Source organism: Samsonia erythrinae (assembly GCF_004342665.1).
In the GTDB taxonomy this organism is placed as follows: Bacteria; Pseudomonadota; Gammaproteobacteria; order Enterobacterales; family Enterobacteriaceae; genus Samsonia; species Samsonia erythrinae.
Map to the genome: position 1 here is coordinate 472,950 of NZ_SMBY01000001.1, position 15,688 is coordinate 488,637.

Consider the following 15,688-nt stretch of genomic DNA (forward strand, 5'->3'; position numbering starts at 1 on the left):
TCAGGTTCGAGCCGAGCGAAGCGAGACAGCAACGCGGCAGCGTTGACCCCGAAGGGGCGAGGCCAAAGGCCGAGTTATCCTGCACGACCCACCATTCTCGCATGATTCCCCATTTAACTTAAATTCACCTGATGCAGCATATTGTGCGTGTCGTGTAGGTGAGATAAAGCCGTCGTCATTCCCGCCGGGGCGCGCTTTGAGGTATATTACCCGCTTTTCATCCACTCATGGCTATACCGCCCTATCTCAAACTGCATATGTGCTGGCTTTATGTTGTCGCATTCTGTTTAGCGGTATTCATTACTACAGGGAAGTGTGTGTCGCCCTGTTTCGGGAGATGTTATGGTCGGTCCGTTGATTAATGGTGCTGCTATCCTGATTGGTAGCGGTCTTGGTATTATTTTGCGTCGTTTTATCCCCCTGCGGTTGCAGGATGGGCTGCCTCCTGCGTTTGCTATGGTGTCGATTGCGATGGGGGTGACGCTGGTAGTTAAAGTCCAACAGTTGCCTGCGGTGGCGTTGGCTATTGTCATTGGCGTTGCGTTAGGTGAACTGCTGCGTATGGAATCCGGCGTGCAATGGGCGGGGATGATGATCCAGAAGGGATTAAATCGCATCCTGCCTGAGCAAAAGCATCGCTTGCTGCAGGATGTATTTAACCAGAATTTTACCGCGTTAATTGTCCTGTTTTGCGCCAGCGGCACCGGTGTCGTCGGGGCGCTGACGGAAGGGCTAACGGGTGATTATCAACTGCTTATCATTAAATCCGCTTTGGATATTTTCACCGCGCTGATCTTTTCTATCTCGCTTGGCATTGCGGTCATGTCGATTGCCATCCCGCAGATGATTGTCCAGACGCTGTTGTTTTTCTCCGCTAAATTAATCATGCCTTTCATGACGTTGACTACGATGGGCGATTTTTCTGCCTGTGGTGGTATTATCATGATCGCAGTAGGGCTTAGGATTGCGCAGATCAAAGCCTTTGCCGTGGTTAACTTCCTTCCTGCCTTGATTCTGGTTATCCCCATCTCTCTGTACTGGCACCGCCTGTTTGCCTGACGTGCGGCGTTTGGTTAGCGGCTGACGATCTTGAATGCGTCGCCGCGAAAAGCCTGCATGGCTTCCCGATCGGTAAGCGGCGTATTCTTGCTGCAAACATAAATATGTCTCCCTTTTGGGCTGATGCTTCTGGCCAGCTCAATATAGCTGGCAAATTCCACCTGACTGTAGCCCCCTTGGTTCATTTCCATGGCATGAATAATGACGTTATGAGCGGTAAAAAGATCGGTAAAACGCTTAGGGGCAACGTTGCGGGTGAGCAGCGCCAGTAGCTTCATCGCAGGGATCATCTGTCCCAGTAGCAGGCGAGAGGTAGTAAAAGGCATCTCCGATTTTTCTGTCACCTCCTGGCCGGTTTTGACATTCCGAACGCTCAGGGTATCGCGATAAATTCTGATATACAGGCTGGCCATGCCTTTTTTCTCCTTTGTCCCCTTGGGGAAATCGTACAGAGTTAACGATCCTTACGGCTCTGTTTTAAGCATATTAAACAAAACAGCCGCAAATCTGGAAAAACCCGCGCGACTTTGCGTATTTTTTTCGGTATTTTGTTTAGGATAAAAAACCTGTTTGCCGACTGTGAATCAGTGTCAGGTATTACAACCCGAGGCGTCATCGTGGAATCTATAATGCGTATTCGTTTTGATAGCAATGAGGCTATTTACCCTTTTCCGCCGAAGCCCAGACCTTTATCGGCTGATACAAAACAGTACTATCGTAGCAGGATTAAAACGCTGCTACGGGAAAAAAATGCCGTTATGGTCGCCCATTACTACACCGATCCTGACATTCAGGCTCTGGCGGAAGAAACGGGCGGCTGTGTCGCGGATTCGTTGGAAATGGCTCGGTTTGGCAGCAGCCATACGGCGTCTACGCTACTGGTCGCGGGCGTGCGCTTTATGGGGGAAACGGCCAAGATCCTTAATCCGGAAAAAACGATCCTGATGCCTACATTAGAGGCGGAATGTTCGCTTGATCTTGGTTGTCCTGCCGATGAATTCAGCCGTTTTTGCGATGCGCACCCGGATCGGACGGTGGTGGTATATGCCAATACGTCTGCGGCGGTAAAAGCGCGCGCTGATTGGGTTGTCACTTCCAGTATTGCGGTTGAGCTGATCGACCATCTTGACAGTCTGGGGGAGAAAATAATCTGGGCACCGGATCGCCATCTGGGACACTATGTGCAGAAGCAAACGGGGGCTGATGTATTGTGCTGGCAAGGCGCCTGCATTGTTCATGATGAATTTAAAACGCAGGCGCTAAAGCGTATGAAAATGCTTTATCCCAATGCGGCAATTCTGGTTCACCCGGAATCGCCGCAAAGCGTGGTAGACATGGCTGATGCGGTAGGATCAACCAGCCAGCTGATTCAGGCCGCGAAGACGCTGCCGCAGCGTGAGCTGATCGTGGCGACCGATCGCGGCATTTTCTACAAAATGCAGCAGGCCTGCCCGGAGAAGACATTGCTGGAAGCGCCGACCGCGGGAGAAGGCGCGACCTGCCGCAGTTGCGCCCACTGTCCGTGGATGGCGATGAATGGGTTAGAGGCCATTGCTAACGCACTGGAGCAGGGGGGAAGCGCGCACGAGATCCATGTTGATGCCGCTCTGCGAGAGGGGGCGCTAATTCCGCTCAACCGGATGCTGGATTTTGCCGCAGCATTCAACGTTCGTGTGAAAGGGAATGCCTGATAAAGGTTATCTGGCATCATAATAAACATTGATGAAGACAGGGTGGCGTAATGGATTTTTTTAGTACCAGTAATATGTTGATTCATATTCCTTTAGGAGAAGGGGGATACGATCTCTCCTGGATTGAGGCCATTGGTACGCTATTTGGCCTGCTGTGCATCTGGTTAGCGAGTCAGGAAAAAACCATCAACTATCTGTTTGGGTTGATTAACGTCACGCTGTTTGCCGTGATATTTTTTCAAATTCAACTGTATGCCAGCCTGTTGCTGCAAATTTTCTTCTTTGCCGCCAATATTTACGGCTGGTATGCCTGGACGCGCAAGACGGATACGCAGGAAGTGGAGCTACGTATCCGTTGGCTCCCGGTGCGGAAACTGATTGCCTGGTCGGTGGCGAGCGTTGTTGCGATTGGCCTGATGACGTTCTATATCGACGCGGTGTTTGCCGTGCTGACGCGTATCGCTGTTTCCGGCATGCAGGGGCTCGGGCTGTCGGTACAGATGCCGACTCTTCAGCCGGATGCGTTTCCGTTTTGGGATTCCACCATGATGGTGTTGTCGATCGTGGCAATGCTGCTGATGACGCGCAAATACGTTGAGAACTGGCTATTGTGGGTGGTGATTGATGTGATCAGCGTGGTCATCTTTGCTTATCAGGGCGTCTATGCGATGGCGGTTGAATACGCCGTTCTGACGCTGATTGCCCTGAACGGCTCCTGGCTGTGGATTAAGAGCGCGCAGGAAAATCGTGTCGAGACTGTGTCAAACGGCGTGTAATCTGATTTTTTTAATGCTTGTGGTGATGGCATCCTGCCCCTTGTATCGCTGGATGGTTTTCCTGATGATGAAATGAGCAGTGTCCATCATCACAGCGTTGATACTCCATCTGAATGGTCGCATGAGCGATCTGGTAATTTTTCAATAAATATTCCTGAATACGCTTCAACAGTGCATCGTGATCGTGAGGCGGCACGACCTGGGCGTGTAGCGTCATCATAGGTTTTTCGCCAACCTGCCACAGGTGTACATGATGGATATTTCTGATTTCAGGTATGTTCAGCGTCAGATCTTTCTGGAGTACCTCGACGCTGAACTGATTCGGCGTTCCTTCCAGCAGTTCGTGAATGCTCTCTTTCAACAGCGCCCACGCACTGCGCAATACCAGACAAGAAACCAGAATAGAGAGGATCGGATCAATCGGCGTCCAGTTGGTGTAAAGGATGATAACGGCGGCAATAATGGCGCCAACGGAGCCTAGCAGGTCTCCCAGAACATGCAGCGCGGCCGCACGGACGTTAATATTTTTTTCTTCGCTGCCGTGGTGTAACAGCCAAAATGCGGTGATGTTCGCCAGCAACCCGGCAACGGCGATAAGCAGCATGGGGAAGCCGGCAACGGGCTGAGGATCGTAAAAGCGTTGAATCGCTTCCCAGAAGATAAAGGCAGTCAGCACAATCAGCGTTAGCGCGTTTACAAACGCGGCGAGCGTGGTGAGTCGCAAATAGCCGAATGTGTGACGTGCGTTAGGCTTTCGTCGTGCAAAACGCACGGCGACGAGCGCGACGAACAGGGCGGCGGCATCCGTCAACATATGGCCTGCATCTGCGAGCAGGGCGAGAGAGCCGGAAAGCAGCCCGCCAATGACCTCAGCCACCATAAAGGCGGCGGTGATAATGAAGGCGGCCATCAAGCGCTTACTGTCGCCTGATCCCGAGTGGCTGTGGTTATGTGCCATAGAATCGTCCTGAGTTTGCGGTTATATCCCCGGGGCTGAAACCCACAGAGTGTCGTTGTGGTGGTGAAAATAGGACGTATACGCGATCTGAGAGCATTTGATCGCGTAAATCCTACAGATTTCAGCGCCCCGACGACACCAGCTTGACATATAATAACCAATCTTCAAGATGAAACATCTTATATCTTAAGCTGCCTGCCCCGGCGTGGTGGCGCGTATTGGATGGCTTTACCTACCGTTTCGAACCGATGGATCTATTTATGAATTATCAAAATGACGATTTAAGAATTAAAGAGATTAATGAGCTTTTGCCGCCTGTTGCTTTGTTGGAAAAATTTCCAGCCACGGAGAAGGCTGCGGAAACGGTATCGTTCGCACGTACGGCTATCCATAAAATTCTTAATGGTAATGATGATCGCCTGCTGGTCGTGATTGGCCCTTGCTCGATCCACGACACAAAAGCGGCGAAAGACTATGCGACGCGCCTGCTGGCGATGCGGAACGAATTAAGTGACGATCTGGAAGTGGTGATGCGGGTTTATTTTGAAAAACCACGCACGACGGTAGGCTGGAAAGGACTGATCAACGACCCGCATATGGATAATAGCTTCCAGATTAATGACGGCCTGCGTATTGCGCGCCAGCTGTTGCTGGAAATCAATGATATTGGGATGCCGGCAGCGGGTGAATTTCTGGATATGATTACCCCGCAATATGTGGCGGATCTGATGAGCTGGGGGGCTATTGGCGCACGTACTACCGAATCTCAGGTACACCGTGAGCTGGCGTCCGGCTTATCTTGCCCGGTGGGGTTCAAAAACGGCACTGATGGCACCATCAAGGTCGCGATTGATGCGATCAACGCAGCCAGCGCGCCGCACTGCTTCCTGTCCGTCACCAAATGGGGCCATTCGGCTATCGTGAACACCAGCGGTAACAATGATTGCCATATTATTCTGCGCGGTGGGAAAACCCCGAACTACAGCGCCGAGCATGTGAAAGAGGTTAAGGCCGGTCTGGAAAAAGCGGGTCTGGCGCCGCAGGTGATGATCGATTTCAGCCATGCGAACAGCAGTAAACAGTTCAAAAAGCAGATGGATGTTTGCACTGATGTCTGTGGGCAGGTTGCACGGGGCGAAAAAGCGATCATGGGCGTAATGGTGGAAAGCCATCTGGTTGAAGGAAACCAGAGTCTGGGCGGCAGCGAGCCGCTGGTTTATGGCCGCAGCATTACCGATGCCTGTATTGGTTGGGAAGATACGGAATCTCTGCTGCGCCAGTTAGCGTCTGCGGTACGCGAGCGCCGTAGTCAGTGACATCATTGGCGGCATAAAAACGCAGAGAGCGTTTGCGGCGGCCCGACGAACAGCATGCGATAAAAAACCCGGCCTGAGCCGGGTTTTCTCATGCAGCGGTAAATTATTTGGCTTTACCCTGATTTGCGACCGCAGCAGCTTTCGCGGCGATCTCATCCGCGTTGCCCAGATAGTAACGCTTGATAGGTTTGAAATTCTCATCGAACTCATACACCAACGGTACGCCAGTCGGGATGTTCAGTTCCAGAATCTCTTCTTCGCTCATGTTGTCCAGATATTTCACCAGCGCACGCAGTGAATTACCGTGAGCCGCGATGATCACGCGCTCGCCGCTTTTGATGCGTGGCAGGATGGTTTCATTCCAGTAAGGAACGACACGATCGATGGTCAACGCCAGACTTTCAGTCAGCGGCAGCTCTTTGTCGCTCAGCGAGGCGTAACGCGGATCGTGCCCAGGGAAACGCTCGTCATCACGAGTCAGTTCCGGCGGCGTAATCGCAAAACCACGACGCCATTGCTTAACCTGATCGTCGCCGTATTTCTCGGCGGTTTCAGCTTTGTTCAGACCCTGCAATGCACCATAATGGCGCTCATTCAGCTTCCAGGATTTCTCGACCGGCAGCCAGGCCTGATCCAGCTCGTCCAGTATATTCCACAGTGTATGAATGGCGCGTTTCAGTACGGAGGTATAAGCGAAGTCAAAGGAGAAACCTTCGTCTTTTAGTAGCTTACCTGCGGCTTTGGCTTCTGAACGGCCTTTGTCGGACAGATCGACATCGTACCAGCCTGTGAAGCGGTTTTCTTTGTTCCACTGGCTCTCACCGTGTCTTACCAGTACCAGCTTAGTTACAGCCATCGCTAAACTCCTTTCTATCCTAAGATTTCTGTGATAACTGACTTCATTATAGGGGTGGAGAACGGTTATCGGCAATCGATAGTCGTTGGCTGGCGTGATTTATCCGCAGGTTATTTGCGCAAAATCACGCTCAAGCTTTACCGTTTCAGCAAACCGGAATTCGCCTTATCCAATTGCGACGGTCGCTTTGTGCTCAGCTCGTTGCGTTTGTGCGGCTTGCCTTAATGACCGGGGGAGTCGCTATACCCATTTTATCGGGAGAACGATGTTTCGTTGTGTGGTTTCTGTACGAGAAACTGGTACGTGGTATCCGAGCGATAAACTTCACCCGGTTTCAGCCAGCAGTCGGGTTGCGGCCATTCGGGGTGATTCGGGCTGTCCGGCAGAAACTCACTCTCCAGTGCGACGCCTGCGTAGTTCTCATACTGGCCGCCGTCTCGTGAGGGCGTCCCGGCCAGAAAATTGCCGCTATAGAGCTGCAAGGCGGGGGCGTTGGTAAAGACGCTCATCAGCACACGACCGTCGGATGACCATAAATTGGCGGCCGGATTTTCGCTGGAACCGCAGATCCGGTGCACTAAGTAAGCGTGATCGTAGCCGCCGACGGCCATTTGGTCACCGTCACGCAGGAAATCCTCTTCCAGTGTTTTCGGTCGGCGGAAGTCCATACCGGTACCGCCGACCTGCGTCAGGCCGGCGTTGGGAATGCCCGAACTATCGACCGGTAAATAAGCGTCGGCAAACAATTGCAACTGATGTTTACGCACGTCGGTCTGTCCGCCATCAAGATTGAAATAGGCATGGTTGGTCAGGCAGACGGGACATGCTTTTTCCACCGTGGCCTGATAGCTAATCTCTAACGAATTATGCTCGGTCAGGGTATAGGTCGCCTGCACGTTGAGGTGGCCCGGGAAGCCCTGATCGCCATCCGGCGAATGCAACTGGTAAGTCACCTGCATAGCGTCTTTGCTGATAATGCGCCAGCGCCGGGCGTGGAAACCTTCCGGGCCGCCGTGTAACTGATGTTCACCCTGATTGGCAGCCAGATAAAAGGTTTGAGCGTCGTGACTGAATGTCGCCTTGGCGATGCGATTAGCATAGCGGCCAATAGATGCGCCGAGATACGCCCCCTGCTGTGGATATTGAACCGGCGATGCACAGCCTAACAGGACTTCTCGTACTTCGCCTTTTAGCAGGGGAAGTTCACAGGAAATCCAGGTTGCTCCCCAGTCCATAAGGCATACGCGCATACCGGCCTGATTCTGTAGCGTCGTTAATTGAAACGGCTGGCCGTCTGGCGCCAACGCACTCAGTTTTTCATTCAACATGATTTGCTCCTGTTAGCGCCTGACACACCACGAAAAGGTTGGCCGTTATGTTTCACGCCGGGGGCAGACCGTAGCAATAACTCTGCGCTGCCCATTGCTCGACGTGAGATACGCCACTATTCCGGATACCCATTGGGGTGGTTGGATTGCCAGCGCCAGGTGTCCTGCGCCATTTCCTGTAGTGAACGCGTGACTCTCCAGTCAAGATCTTTTGCCGCACGTTCGGCATCAGCCCAGTAAGCGGCTAAATCGCCCTGACGACGCGGAGCAAAATGGTAAGCCACCGGTTTGCCGCAGGCCTGACTAAAGGCTTCGACGACCTGTAACACACTGTAGCCTACGCCAGCCCCGAGATTATAAATATGCACGCCGGCACAATTTTGCAGGGCATTCATGGCGGCGATGTGCCCATCGGCCAGATCGACTACGTGGATATAGTCCCGCACGCCAGTACCGTCAACGGTGGGATAGTCATTACCAAAGATGGCCAGCGTGTCGCGACGCCCTACAGCAACCTGGGCGATATATGGCATCAGATTATTGGGCACACCCTGCGGATCTTCCCCCATTTCACCTGATGGATGCGCGCCAACCGGGTTGAAATAGCGCAGCAGCGCAATGCTCCATTCCGGCTCGGCATGTTGTAAATCTTGCAGAATCTGCTCAACCATCAGTTTGCTGCGGCCATAAGGGCTGGCAGGGTGCCCCGTCGGAAAACTTTCCTGATAAGGTATCTGGGGTTGATCGCCGTAGACGGTGGCCGAGGAGCTGAAAATCAGATTATTAACACCCGATTTCTTCATCGCTTCAACCAGCGTCAGCGTGCCGTAGACGTTATTATCGTAATAGCTGATGGGTTCCCGAACCGATTCTCCCACGGCTTTTAATCCTGCAAAGTGGATGACCGAATCAATGGCGTGCTTAGCGAAAATGTCGTCCAACAGTGCGCTGTCGCGAATATCTCCCTGATAAAAAACGGGTGTTTTACCGGTTAAACGCGCAATGGTTTTCACGACGCTGGCCTTACTGTTGCACAGGTTATCCAGAATGATGGGGGTATGTCCGGCGCTTAATAACTGTACACATGTGTGACTGCCTATGTAACCGCTACCACCTGTGACAAGAACGTTCATAATAACCTCTGTCTATCATGATTTTGCAAAATAACATGGTTGTACGCTGAAAAATGCGCAATGGCGAAAATCAGCGCCCTGTTATTAATGATTGTTTGCCTGTAAATCCAACACAGCGTAGGTAGAAATGCAAGGTCACATACATTTCTACCCGGCATTTTACCCCGTGGTAGCGTTATCATCCTTACTTTCAGGATTTATCCCTGTAATGAATCGATCTGATAACGGTAGATATCATGGTTGGGGACGAAGGTAAGTCGATGCGTAATGCAGGCTGGCGCATCTTCTGCATGATGGGATACAAACAGCAGTTGAGTTTCCCCTTCGCCAATCAGGATATCCAGCCAGCGGCGCACCAGTTGGCGGTTGAGGGGATCTAACCCCTGTAAAGGTTCGTCGAGAATCAGCAGCGCGGGGTGCTTGACCAACGCTCGCGCAATCAGCGTCAGTCGTTGTTGCCCCCAGGAGAGGGACTGAAACGGGGTGTCCGCAATGGGGCCATCAAGGCCGAGCAGCGCAAGCCACTGCTCTGTCAGATGATGTTGGCGATCGGATACCGCCTGATAGATCCCGATAGAGTCGAAGAAACCGGACAGGATAACGTTACGCACGCTGGTGCTGACGCGGTAATCGAGGTGAAAACTGCTGCTGACATAGCCGATATGGCGCTTGATGTCCCAGATGGTTTCACCTCTGCCGCGCTTACGGCCAAATAGCGTAAGATCGTTGCTGTAACCCTGAGGATGGTCGCCGGTTATCAGGCTGAGCAGGGTAGATTTTCCCGCGCCGTTCGGCCCGACAATTTGCCAGTGTTGGCCCGGTAGCACTTCCCAGGTCAGCCCGTGCAAAATAGGGCGATCGTTATATTGCACCACGCCGTTACGCAACGAAATTCGTGCTTCGTCAACGGGCAGCGTGGTATGGCGCTGTGGATCTTCTGGTTCCGGTAGTGAACTGTCTGACAGCTTTTCGCTGAAGGCGAGCTGTGCCACCAACGCTTCAGAGAGGATGGCTTCACGCGGGCCGACGCGGGTCAAGGTGCAGTCAGCCAGCACGCCGACATGATTGATAAAGTCAGGAATATCGTCAAAGCGATTCAGGATCAGCACCAGCGTATAGCCGGTTTCTGCGAGTTTTTGCAGTTCATCCGTGAGCTGCTGACGGGAAGCCACATCCAGCCCATCGAAGGGTTCGTCAAGAATCAGCAGGTCTGGTTGGGGCATCAGCGCCTGGCAGAGCATCGCCTTGCGTGTTTCACCCGTAGAGAGATATTTGAAACGGCGCGTCAGCAAAGGGGCAATGCCAAATTGTTGCGCCAGTTGATGGCAACGTTCGACGTTTTTCACCGTGTCCTGGATCACTTCCGCCGTTGTGCGGCCTGTGTCGTCTTCGCCTTCGCTCAACAGGTCGGTGTTATTACGCTGCCATTCGTCAGAAACCAGCTTTTGCAATTGTTCAAATGACAGGCGGACTGGGCGCTGAAACGTATTTGTCCGCTCACCGCTTAAAAGCGGTAATTCGCCGGATAGCGCGCGCGCCAGCGCCGATTTTCCGCTCCCGTTGGCGCCGACTACGGCCCAGCACTGATTTGCGTCGAGCGTCAGTTCGTCCAGACGCAGCATGCGTGTATCGCTGAGACGAAACAGCCCCTGTGTTATGTTCAACAATGCCATTTTCTATCCTTCGTCAAGTGGCCGTATGGCCTGCTGTCGTTGACTGCTTTGCCCCACACGGTATTAACACAGTGTGGCGATGATAACCCGGTCGGCGTTGAAGCTGGCATTGACGTCCGTTCCCTGTTGGAGCCTCTGCTGTTCCAGCACGGCGTTCGATACCGTGGCGCATAGGGGCTCTCCTCCGCTCAGCGCAATCAATATTTCGCTGTTCTCCGCGCCGCGCTGGATGGTTTGAACCCGCCCCGGAAGGACGTTATCTGCCGTAGGTGTGGCAGACGTTGCGGCGTGCACCTCAACCCAGGGAGCTTTAATCAGCGCCAGTACCTCTTTTCCTGCCTGAAGTTGCAGACGTTCGGCGCTTTGTTGCGTAATCAGCGCGTCGATCGTTGTTTTACCATCGGCGAGTAAAATCGTCAGATGTTGTTGTACCTGTTCTTCACTGCGTGCGAGCACGGTTCCAAAAAACTGGTTACGGGCGCTGGTTTGCAGCGAGAAACGCGCGATGGCTGCCAGCAGGCTATCCAGCGGTAGCCCGTCGTCCTGAAGGACATCAAAGGCTTTTTGCTGAACCTGCGCGAGCAGATCGTACAACTGGAGCAGACGCTCGCCATAGCGGGTGATCGCGGCGCCGCCGCCGCCTTTACCGCCGGTCATGCGTTCGACGATCGTCTGGTCCGCCAGTTGGTTCATCTCATTAATGGCGTCCCACGCGCTCTTGTAGCTGATTCCCGCCAGTTTGGCTCCCTGGCTGATTGAACCGGTATGGCGAATTTGCTTCAGTAATGCAATACGCCGCGGATCGGCGAATAACCGCTGTTGGAGTTTCAGGGTAAGAAGGATTTCAGCCTGCATAGTGAGCGCACCGTCGGTGAATTTAATTGGCTGTATTGTCGCTATTTTCTTGCGGAGGGGCAAATCGCACAAATAGCCGTACTATTTTCTACTACTACGGTAGACTACAAAACAATAATGACGATTCCGGTTTTTAGTGAAATAGTGTGTTATGTCGACTAAAGTAGCGGTAACCGTTGCAATAAGTGAGGTAAGCATGTTGGAGTTGTTAAAGAGCCTGCTGTTTGCAGTTGCCATGGTTCCGGTCATGATGGCCGTCATCATGGGGGCGATTTATGGTCTGGGCGAAGTATTTAACGTGTTGTCCAGAGTCGGCCATGCTGATGGTCAGCGCGCAAAAAATCAGCACTGATTCATACTCTCTTTTTCTGTTTTGATGTCCGGCTTTTGCCGGACATTTTTTTTATCGACGCCTCCGTATCTACCCCTTTAAAGCGCATGACACGGCTTGACAATTCGTTATATCATTATTTACATAACGATGATTGTCAGGAGAAAAAAATGAAACAGCAATGGTTGAAGTGGTGTGCGGCACTGACCCTCAGTGCCGGGATGGCGTTGCCTGCCGTCGCAGAAAATAACGTCACGGTGTTTGCCGCCGCGTCGTTGACTAATGCGTTGCAGGACATTGCAGCGCAATATCAAAAAGAGAAAAATGTCACCGTTGTGGCGTCTTTCGCGTCATCTTCCACGCTGGCGCGCCAGATTGAACAGGGCGCGCCTGCCGATCTGTTTATTTCAGCCGACCAGCAGTGGATGGACTACGCGCAGGATAAAAACCTGATGGATACCGCTACGCGTCACACGCTGTTGGGCAATGAGCTGGTGGTGATAGCGCCGAAGACGAGCACGCAAAAAAACATCAATATTGACAATAACACTGACTGGAAAAGCCTGCTGAAAGACGGACGTCTGGCCGTTGGCGATCCGGATCACGTGCCTGCCGGGATCTATGCTAAAGAAGCCTTGCAGAATCTGAAAGCCTGGGATGAACTTTCACCACGGATGGCGCGGGCAAACAACGTGCGTGCAGCCATGGCGCTGGTGGAACGTGAAGAAGCGCCGTTGGGCATCGTTTACGGTTCCGACGCCGTCGCCAGCGACAAAGTCAAGGTTATCGGCACGTTCCCGGCGGCGAGTCACAAGCCTGTCGAATACCCGATGGCCATCGTGAAAGAGCATAAAAATCCTGCCGTGACCGGGTTTTATGCTTATCTGAAAACGCCGGAGGCGGCGGCGGTGTTTAAACGTTATGGCTTTACGCCGCGTTAATGATGCTGAGTGATTACGAATGGCAGGCGGTTGAGCTGAGCCTGAAGGTTTCTATTATGGCTGTCGCGTGCAGCCTGCCGTTTGGCATTCTAACCGCGTGGATTTTGGTGCGTTGCCGCTTTCCCGGCAAATCATTGCTGGATAGCGTTATTCATTTACCGCTGGTATTACCGCCAGTAGTTATCGGGTATTTGCTGCTGGTGGCAATGGGAAGACGCGGTGTAATCGGTTCCTGGCTCTATGACTGGTTTGGCTTCAGCTTTAGCTTTAGCTGGCGAGGGGCGGCATTAGCGTCAGCGATTGTCGCCTTCCCGCTGATGGTTCGGGCGATCCGGCTATCGCTTGACGCAGTCGATACGCGTCTGGAACAGGCTGCCCGCACGCTGGGGGCGACGCCGTGGCGCGTGTTTTTCACTATCACATTACCCCTCTCTTTTCCCGGCATCGTGGTTGGAACCGTACTGGCATTTGCCCGCTCCTTGGGGGAATTTGGCGCGACCATCACCTTTGTTTCTAATATTCCCGGTGAAACCCGAACGATTCCGCTGGCGATGTATACCCTGATTGAAACACCCGGCGCAGAGGCGGATGCCGCTCGGCTCTGTATGATTGCCATTGCCTTGTCGTTGGTATCGCTGCTGGCATCAGAATGGTTGACAAACTGGAGCCGCAAGCGGTTGGGGGGATGATGCTGCAACTCGATTTTCATCAACGGCTGGGAGATCTTGAGCTCCGCGTACAGTCTGAACTGCCTGCGAAGGGCATTACGGCGATTTTCGGCGTGTCCGGCGCGGGGAAGACGTCATTAATCAACGCGGTAGTAGGTCTGACACGGCCCGACGCCGGGCGTATCGCGCTCAACGACCATGTGTTGGTGGATACGCAGCGGCATATTTTTCTGCCGCCGGAGAAGCGGCGTATCGGCTACGTGTTTCAGGATGCGCGGTTGTTCCCCCATTATCGCGTGCGGGGTAATTTACGCTACGGCATGGCGTCGGCAATGGCGACGCAGTTTGATGACGTCGTGAATTTGCTGGGTATTGAGCACCTGCTGAACCGCTATCCGTTGACGTTATCCGGCGGGGAAAAACAGCGCGTTGCTATTGGCCGGGCATTGTTGACCGCACCCGCACTACTGCTGATGGATGAGCCGCTGGCATCGCTCGATTTGCCCAGAAAGCGTGAATTGCTGCCCTATTTAGAACGTCTGGCGAAAGAAGTGAATGTTCCCATCCTGTATGTCAGCCACAGCCTGGAAGAAATGGTACGGCTGGCAGATCGTGTTCTCGTGCTTGATAACGGTAAAGTGAAAGCGCAAGGGCTACTGGAAGAGGTATGGGCCAGCAGCGCGCTGCGCGCTTGGTTTGATGAGCAAAGCAGTATTCTGAACGCGCAGGTGCTGACTCAGCATGCGCATTACGCGATGACGGCGCTGGCGTTGGGCGACCAACGGCTATGGGTCGGAAAAACGGGGTTGCCTCAGGGGGCAATGTTGCGCATCCGCGTGAATGCCGCCGATGTCTCTCTGGTGCTACAGCCGCCGGAAAAAAGCAGTATTCGCAATGTGTTGCACGCCAGCGTGGTAGAGTGCCTTGACGTTGACGGGCAGATTGAGGTGAAGCTAGCCGTCGGCCAGCAGATCCTCTGGTCCCGCATTACGCCGTGGGCACGCGACGATCTGGCGCTTTATCCGGGACAACCCCTGTATGCGCAGATTAAAAGCGTGTCGATTACGGCGTAAAGGAATTCCGCGGTGAGTCATCATCACCGTCAACGTGCGCAATGAGGAAAGGGCCTGATTGCGCGATATCCGCTATGCCAGCACGCGAGAGCGGATAACGTCCGCGATGCTAGGCTCTTCATTGCTGCCGATCACCAGATTGGCGCGCGCCTTGATTTCATCGGCGCTGTTGCCCATTGCCACCCCCAGGCCTGCGCCTTCCAGCATGCTGATATCGTTGAAATTGTCACCAAAGGCGACGACCTCTTTCATACTTATACCCTGCTCGCCGAGCCATTGCCGGAGCAGTTTGCCTTTGCTGTTGCCGGTTTGCGCGATATCAACCTGATCCTGCCATGACCATTCGCAGGCCAGCCCTAGCCGTTTTTCCACTTCTGATGAGAAATGGTTTAGTGTCGGGATATCTGCGTGCGAAGTCGCAAATTTCCAGATCGCGTGGGACGTTTCCGCCTGACGCGTCAGATTTTCTACTTGTGCAAAACGCGGGCGCTGTTGTTGCGGCAATGTGGAAGCCCAAGCCTGCGTGCGAACCACGTGCCCGGTAGGATATTGATAATACATATCGTCGTCGGCATACATCAGTCCATGAATATCAAATTCCTGCAATAGCGCGATGACATTTTTGGCCTGTTCGGCGGAGAGCGGATTAGCGTGTGATGCCTGACCCCGCTGATAATCGTAGACGTAAGTACCGTTACAGCAGATCGCGGGCGTATCCAACTGCAATGCCTGATAAAAAGGATGGATCGCGGAATGGTGGCGGCCGGTCACGATAACGATTTTTATGCCTTGCTGACGCGCCAGTGTGAGTGCGTTAAGGGATTCGGGAAGGATTTTTTTCTGCTGATTCAACAGGGTGCCATCAAGATCAAGAGCAATTACGCGGTAGGTCATCGTTGTCTCGTCAATAAAAGAGGTGAATATCCATGGCCGCTTACGATATCGGACGTGGCGAAAAATAAACAGACAACCGCAGGATAAATGTGTTTGCGATCGCTGTTAGCGACAAATGCTCCCCGCTACCGCGGTG

At 53.1% G+C, this 15,688-nt stretch carries 16 protein-coding genes and 1 other RNA gene (1 of these 17 running past the window's edge); 9 read left to right on the plus strand and 8 right to left on the minus strand.

Features of this window, described 5'->3' with window-relative positions:
• Together EDC54_RS02140 and EDC54_RS02145 are read left to right on the plus strand one after the other, a co-directional pair.
• A non-coding RNA gene (locus tag EDC54_RS02140) (RtT sRNA) lies at positions 1-75 on the plus strand (it extends 7 nt beyond the left edge of the window).
• A gap of 267 nt (positions 76-342) precedes the next feature.
• Positions 343-1,059, plus strand: a complete 717-nt coding sequence (locus tag EDC54_RS02145) for a DUF554 domain-containing protein (protein WP_132452769.1) — start codon at positions 343-345, stop codon at positions 1,057-1,059.
• 14 nt (positions 1,060-1,073) lie between these two features.
• Here EDC54_RS02145 and EDC54_RS02150 read toward each other — a convergent pair whose 3' ends face one another.
• Positions 1,074-1,472, minus strand: coding sequence for a YjaA family stress response protein (locus EDC54_RS02150; protein ID WP_132452771.1), 399 nt, complete (start codon positions 1,470-1,472; stop codon positions 1,074-1,076).
• Positions 1,473-1,688: 216 nt separating this feature from the next.
• Between EDC54_RS02150 and nadA the strand changes: the two genes are divergently transcribed.
• Together nadA and pnuC are read left to right on the plus strand one after the other, a co-directional pair.
• Entirely contained in the window at positions 1,689-2,750 is a 1,062-nt protein-coding gene (gene nadA / locus EDC54_RS02155) for a quinolinate synthase NadA (RefSeq protein WP_132452773.1), read from the plus strand.
• Positions 2,751-2,800: 50 nt separating this feature from the next.
• The gene (gene pnuC, locus EDC54_RS02160) at positions 2,801-3,526 is read left to right on the plus strand and encodes a nicotinamide riboside transporter PnuC (protein ID WP_132452775.1); all 726 of its coding nucleotides are present in this window, start codon (positions 2,801-2,803) and stop codon (positions 3,524-3,526) included.
• A 10-nt stretch (positions 3,527-3,536) separates the two neighbouring features.
• Here pnuC and zitB read toward each other — a convergent pair whose 3' ends face one another.
• Complete coding sequence (gene zitB / locus EDC54_RS02165; RefSeq protein WP_132452777.1) at positions 3,537-4,484, minus strand: CDF family zinc transporter ZitB; 948 nt, start codon at positions 4,482-4,484, stop codon at positions 3,537-3,539.
• A gap of 260 nt (positions 4,485-4,744) precedes the next feature.
• On the opposite strand from zitB, the gene aroG reads away from it, so the two are divergent.
• Complete coding sequence (aroG, locus tag EDC54_RS02170; RefSeq protein ID WP_132452779.1) at positions 4,745-5,800, plus strand: 3-deoxy-7-phosphoheptulonate synthase AroG; 1,056 nt, start codon at positions 4,745-4,747, stop codon at positions 5,798-5,800.
• 103 nt (positions 5,801-5,903) lie between these two features.
• Here aroG and gpmA read toward each other — a convergent pair whose 3' ends face one another.
• The 5 genes from gpmA to modE form a co-directional block, all read right to left on the minus strand.
• Positions 5,904-6,656, minus strand: coding sequence for a 2,3-diphosphoglycerate-dependent phosphoglycerate mutase (gene gpmA / locus EDC54_RS02175; RefSeq protein ID WP_132452781.1), 753 nt, complete (start codon positions 6,654-6,656; stop codon positions 5,904-5,906).
• A 251-nt stretch (positions 6,657-6,907) separates the two neighbouring features.
• The gene (gene galM, locus EDC54_RS02180; protein WP_132452783.1) at positions 6,908-7,984 is read right to left on the minus strand and encodes a galactose-1-epimerase; all 1,077 of its coding nucleotides are present in this window, start codon (positions 7,982-7,984) and stop codon (positions 6,908-6,910) included.
• Between the two features lie 116 nt (positions 7,985-8,100).
• Positions 8,101-9,117, minus strand: a complete 1,017-nt coding sequence (gene galE / locus EDC54_RS02185) for a UDP-glucose 4-epimerase GalE (RefSeq protein ID WP_132452785.1) — start codon at positions 9,115-9,117, stop codon at positions 8,101-8,103.
• Positions 9,118-9,314: 197 nt separating this feature from the next.
• On the minus strand, positions 9,315-10,790 hold the full coding sequence (modF, locus tag EDC54_RS02190) for a molybdate ABC transporter ATP-binding protein ModF (RefSeq protein ID WP_132452787.1): 1,476 nt from the start codon (positions 10,788-10,790) through the stop codon (positions 9,315-9,317).
• A gap of 63 nt (positions 10,791-10,853) precedes the next feature.
• On the minus strand, positions 10,854-11,645 hold the full coding sequence (gene modE, locus EDC54_RS02195; RefSeq protein ID WP_132452789.1) for a molybdenum-dependent transcriptional regulator: 792 nt from the start codon (positions 11,643-11,645) through the stop codon (positions 10,854-10,856).
• 196 nt (positions 11,646-11,841) lie between these two features.
• On the opposite strand from modE, the gene EDC54_RS02200 reads away from it, so the two are divergent.
• The 4 genes from EDC54_RS02200 (at position 11,842) to modC (ending at position 14,658) form a co-directional block, all read left to right on the plus strand.
• On the plus strand, positions 11,842-11,997 hold the full coding sequence (locus EDC54_RS02200; protein ID WP_132452791.1) for an AcrZ family multidrug efflux pump-associated protein: 156 nt from the start codon (positions 11,842-11,844) through the stop codon (positions 11,995-11,997).
• A gap of 149 nt (positions 11,998-12,146) precedes the next feature.
• Positions 12,147-12,917, plus strand: coding sequence for a molybdate ABC transporter substrate-binding protein (gene modA, locus EDC54_RS02205; RefSeq protein ID WP_132452793.1), 771 nt, complete (start codon positions 12,147-12,149; stop codon positions 12,915-12,917).
• A complete protein-coding gene (gene modB, locus EDC54_RS02210; RefSeq protein ID WP_132452795.1) occupies positions 12,917-13,606 on the plus strand; it encodes a molybdate ABC transporter permease subunit in 690 nt (229 codons plus the stop codon). Before modA ends, modB begins: the two co-directional genes overlap by 1 nt.
• Positions 13,606-14,658 (plus strand): molybdenum ABC transporter ATP-binding protein ModC, encoded by a 1,053-nt coding sequence (gene modC / locus EDC54_RS02215; protein WP_132453620.1) that lies wholly within the window; start codon positions 13,606-13,608, stop codon positions 14,656-14,658. The genes modB and modC overlap by 1 nt, the downstream gene beginning before the upstream one ends.
• Before the next feature lie 72 nt (positions 14,659-14,730).
• Here the strand turns inward: modC and EDC54_RS02220 are convergent, their stop codons facing one another.
• On the minus strand, positions 14,731-15,552 hold the full coding sequence (locus EDC54_RS02220) for a pyridoxal phosphatase (RefSeq protein WP_132452797.1): 822 nt from the start codon (positions 15,550-15,552) through the stop codon (positions 14,731-14,733).
• Positions 15,553-15,688 lie beyond the last annotated feature (136 nt).

Bases quoted from the DNA above. Each gene is read 5' to 3' on its own strand.
- galM (WP_132452783.1), bottom strand. From the start codon at position 7,984: ATGTTGAATGAAAAACTGAGTGCGTTGGCGCCAGACGGCCAGCCGTTT.
- galE (WP_132452785.1), bottom strand. From the start codon at position 9,117: ATGAACGTTCTTGTCACAGGTGGTAGCGGTTACATAGGCAGTCACACA.
- modA (WP_132452793.1), top strand. From the start codon at position 12,147: ATGAAACAGCAATGGTTGAAGTGGTGTGCGGCACTGACCCTCAGTGCC.
- modB (WP_132452795.1), top strand. From the start codon at position 12,917: ATGATGCTGAGTGATTACGAATGGCAGGCGGTTGAGCTGAGCCTGAAG.
- aroG (WP_132452779.1), top strand. From the start codon at position 4,745: ATGAATTATCAAAATGACGATTTAAGAATTAAAGAGATTAATGAGCTT.
- EDC54_RS02150 (WP_132452771.1), bottom strand. From the start codon at position 1,472: ATGGCCAGCCTGTATATCAGAATTTATCGCGATACCCTGAGCGTTCGG.
- EDC54_RS02145 (WP_132452769.1), top strand. From the start codon at position 343: ATGGTCGGTCCGTTGATTAATGGTGCTGCTATCCTGATTGGTAGCGGT.
- modE (WP_132452789.1), bottom strand. From the start codon at position 11,645: ATGCAGGCTGAAATCCTTCTTACCCTGAAACTCCAACAGCGGTTATTC.
- modC (WP_132453620.1), top strand. From the start codon at position 13,606: ATGCTGCAACTCGATTTTCATCAACGGCTGGGAGATCTTGAGCTCCGC.
- nadA (WP_132452773.1), top strand. From the start codon at position 1,689: ATGCGTATTCGTTTTGATAGCAATGAGGCTATTTACCCTTTTCCGCCG.
- pnuC (WP_132452775.1), top strand. From the start codon at position 2,801: ATGGATTTTTTTAGTACCAGTAATATGTTGATTCATATTCCTTTAGGA.
- EDC54_RS02220 (WP_132452797.1), bottom strand. From the start codon at position 15,552: ATGACCTACCGCGTAATTGCTCTTGATCTTGATGGCACCCTGTTGAAT.
- EDC54_RS02200 (WP_132452791.1), top strand. From the start codon at position 11,842: ATGTTGGAGTTGTTAAAGAGCCTGCTGTTTGCAGTTGCCATGGTTCCG.
- modF (WP_132452787.1), bottom strand. From the start codon at position 10,790: ATGGCATTGTTGAACATAACACAGGGGCTGTTTCGTCTCAGCGATACA.
- zitB (WP_132452777.1), bottom strand. From the start codon at position 4,484: ATGGCACATAACCACAGCCACTCGGGATCAGGCGACAGTAAGCGCTTG.
- gpmA (WP_132452781.1), bottom strand. From the start codon at position 6,656: ATGGCTGTAACTAAGCTGGTACTGGTAAGACACGGTGAGAGCCAGTGG.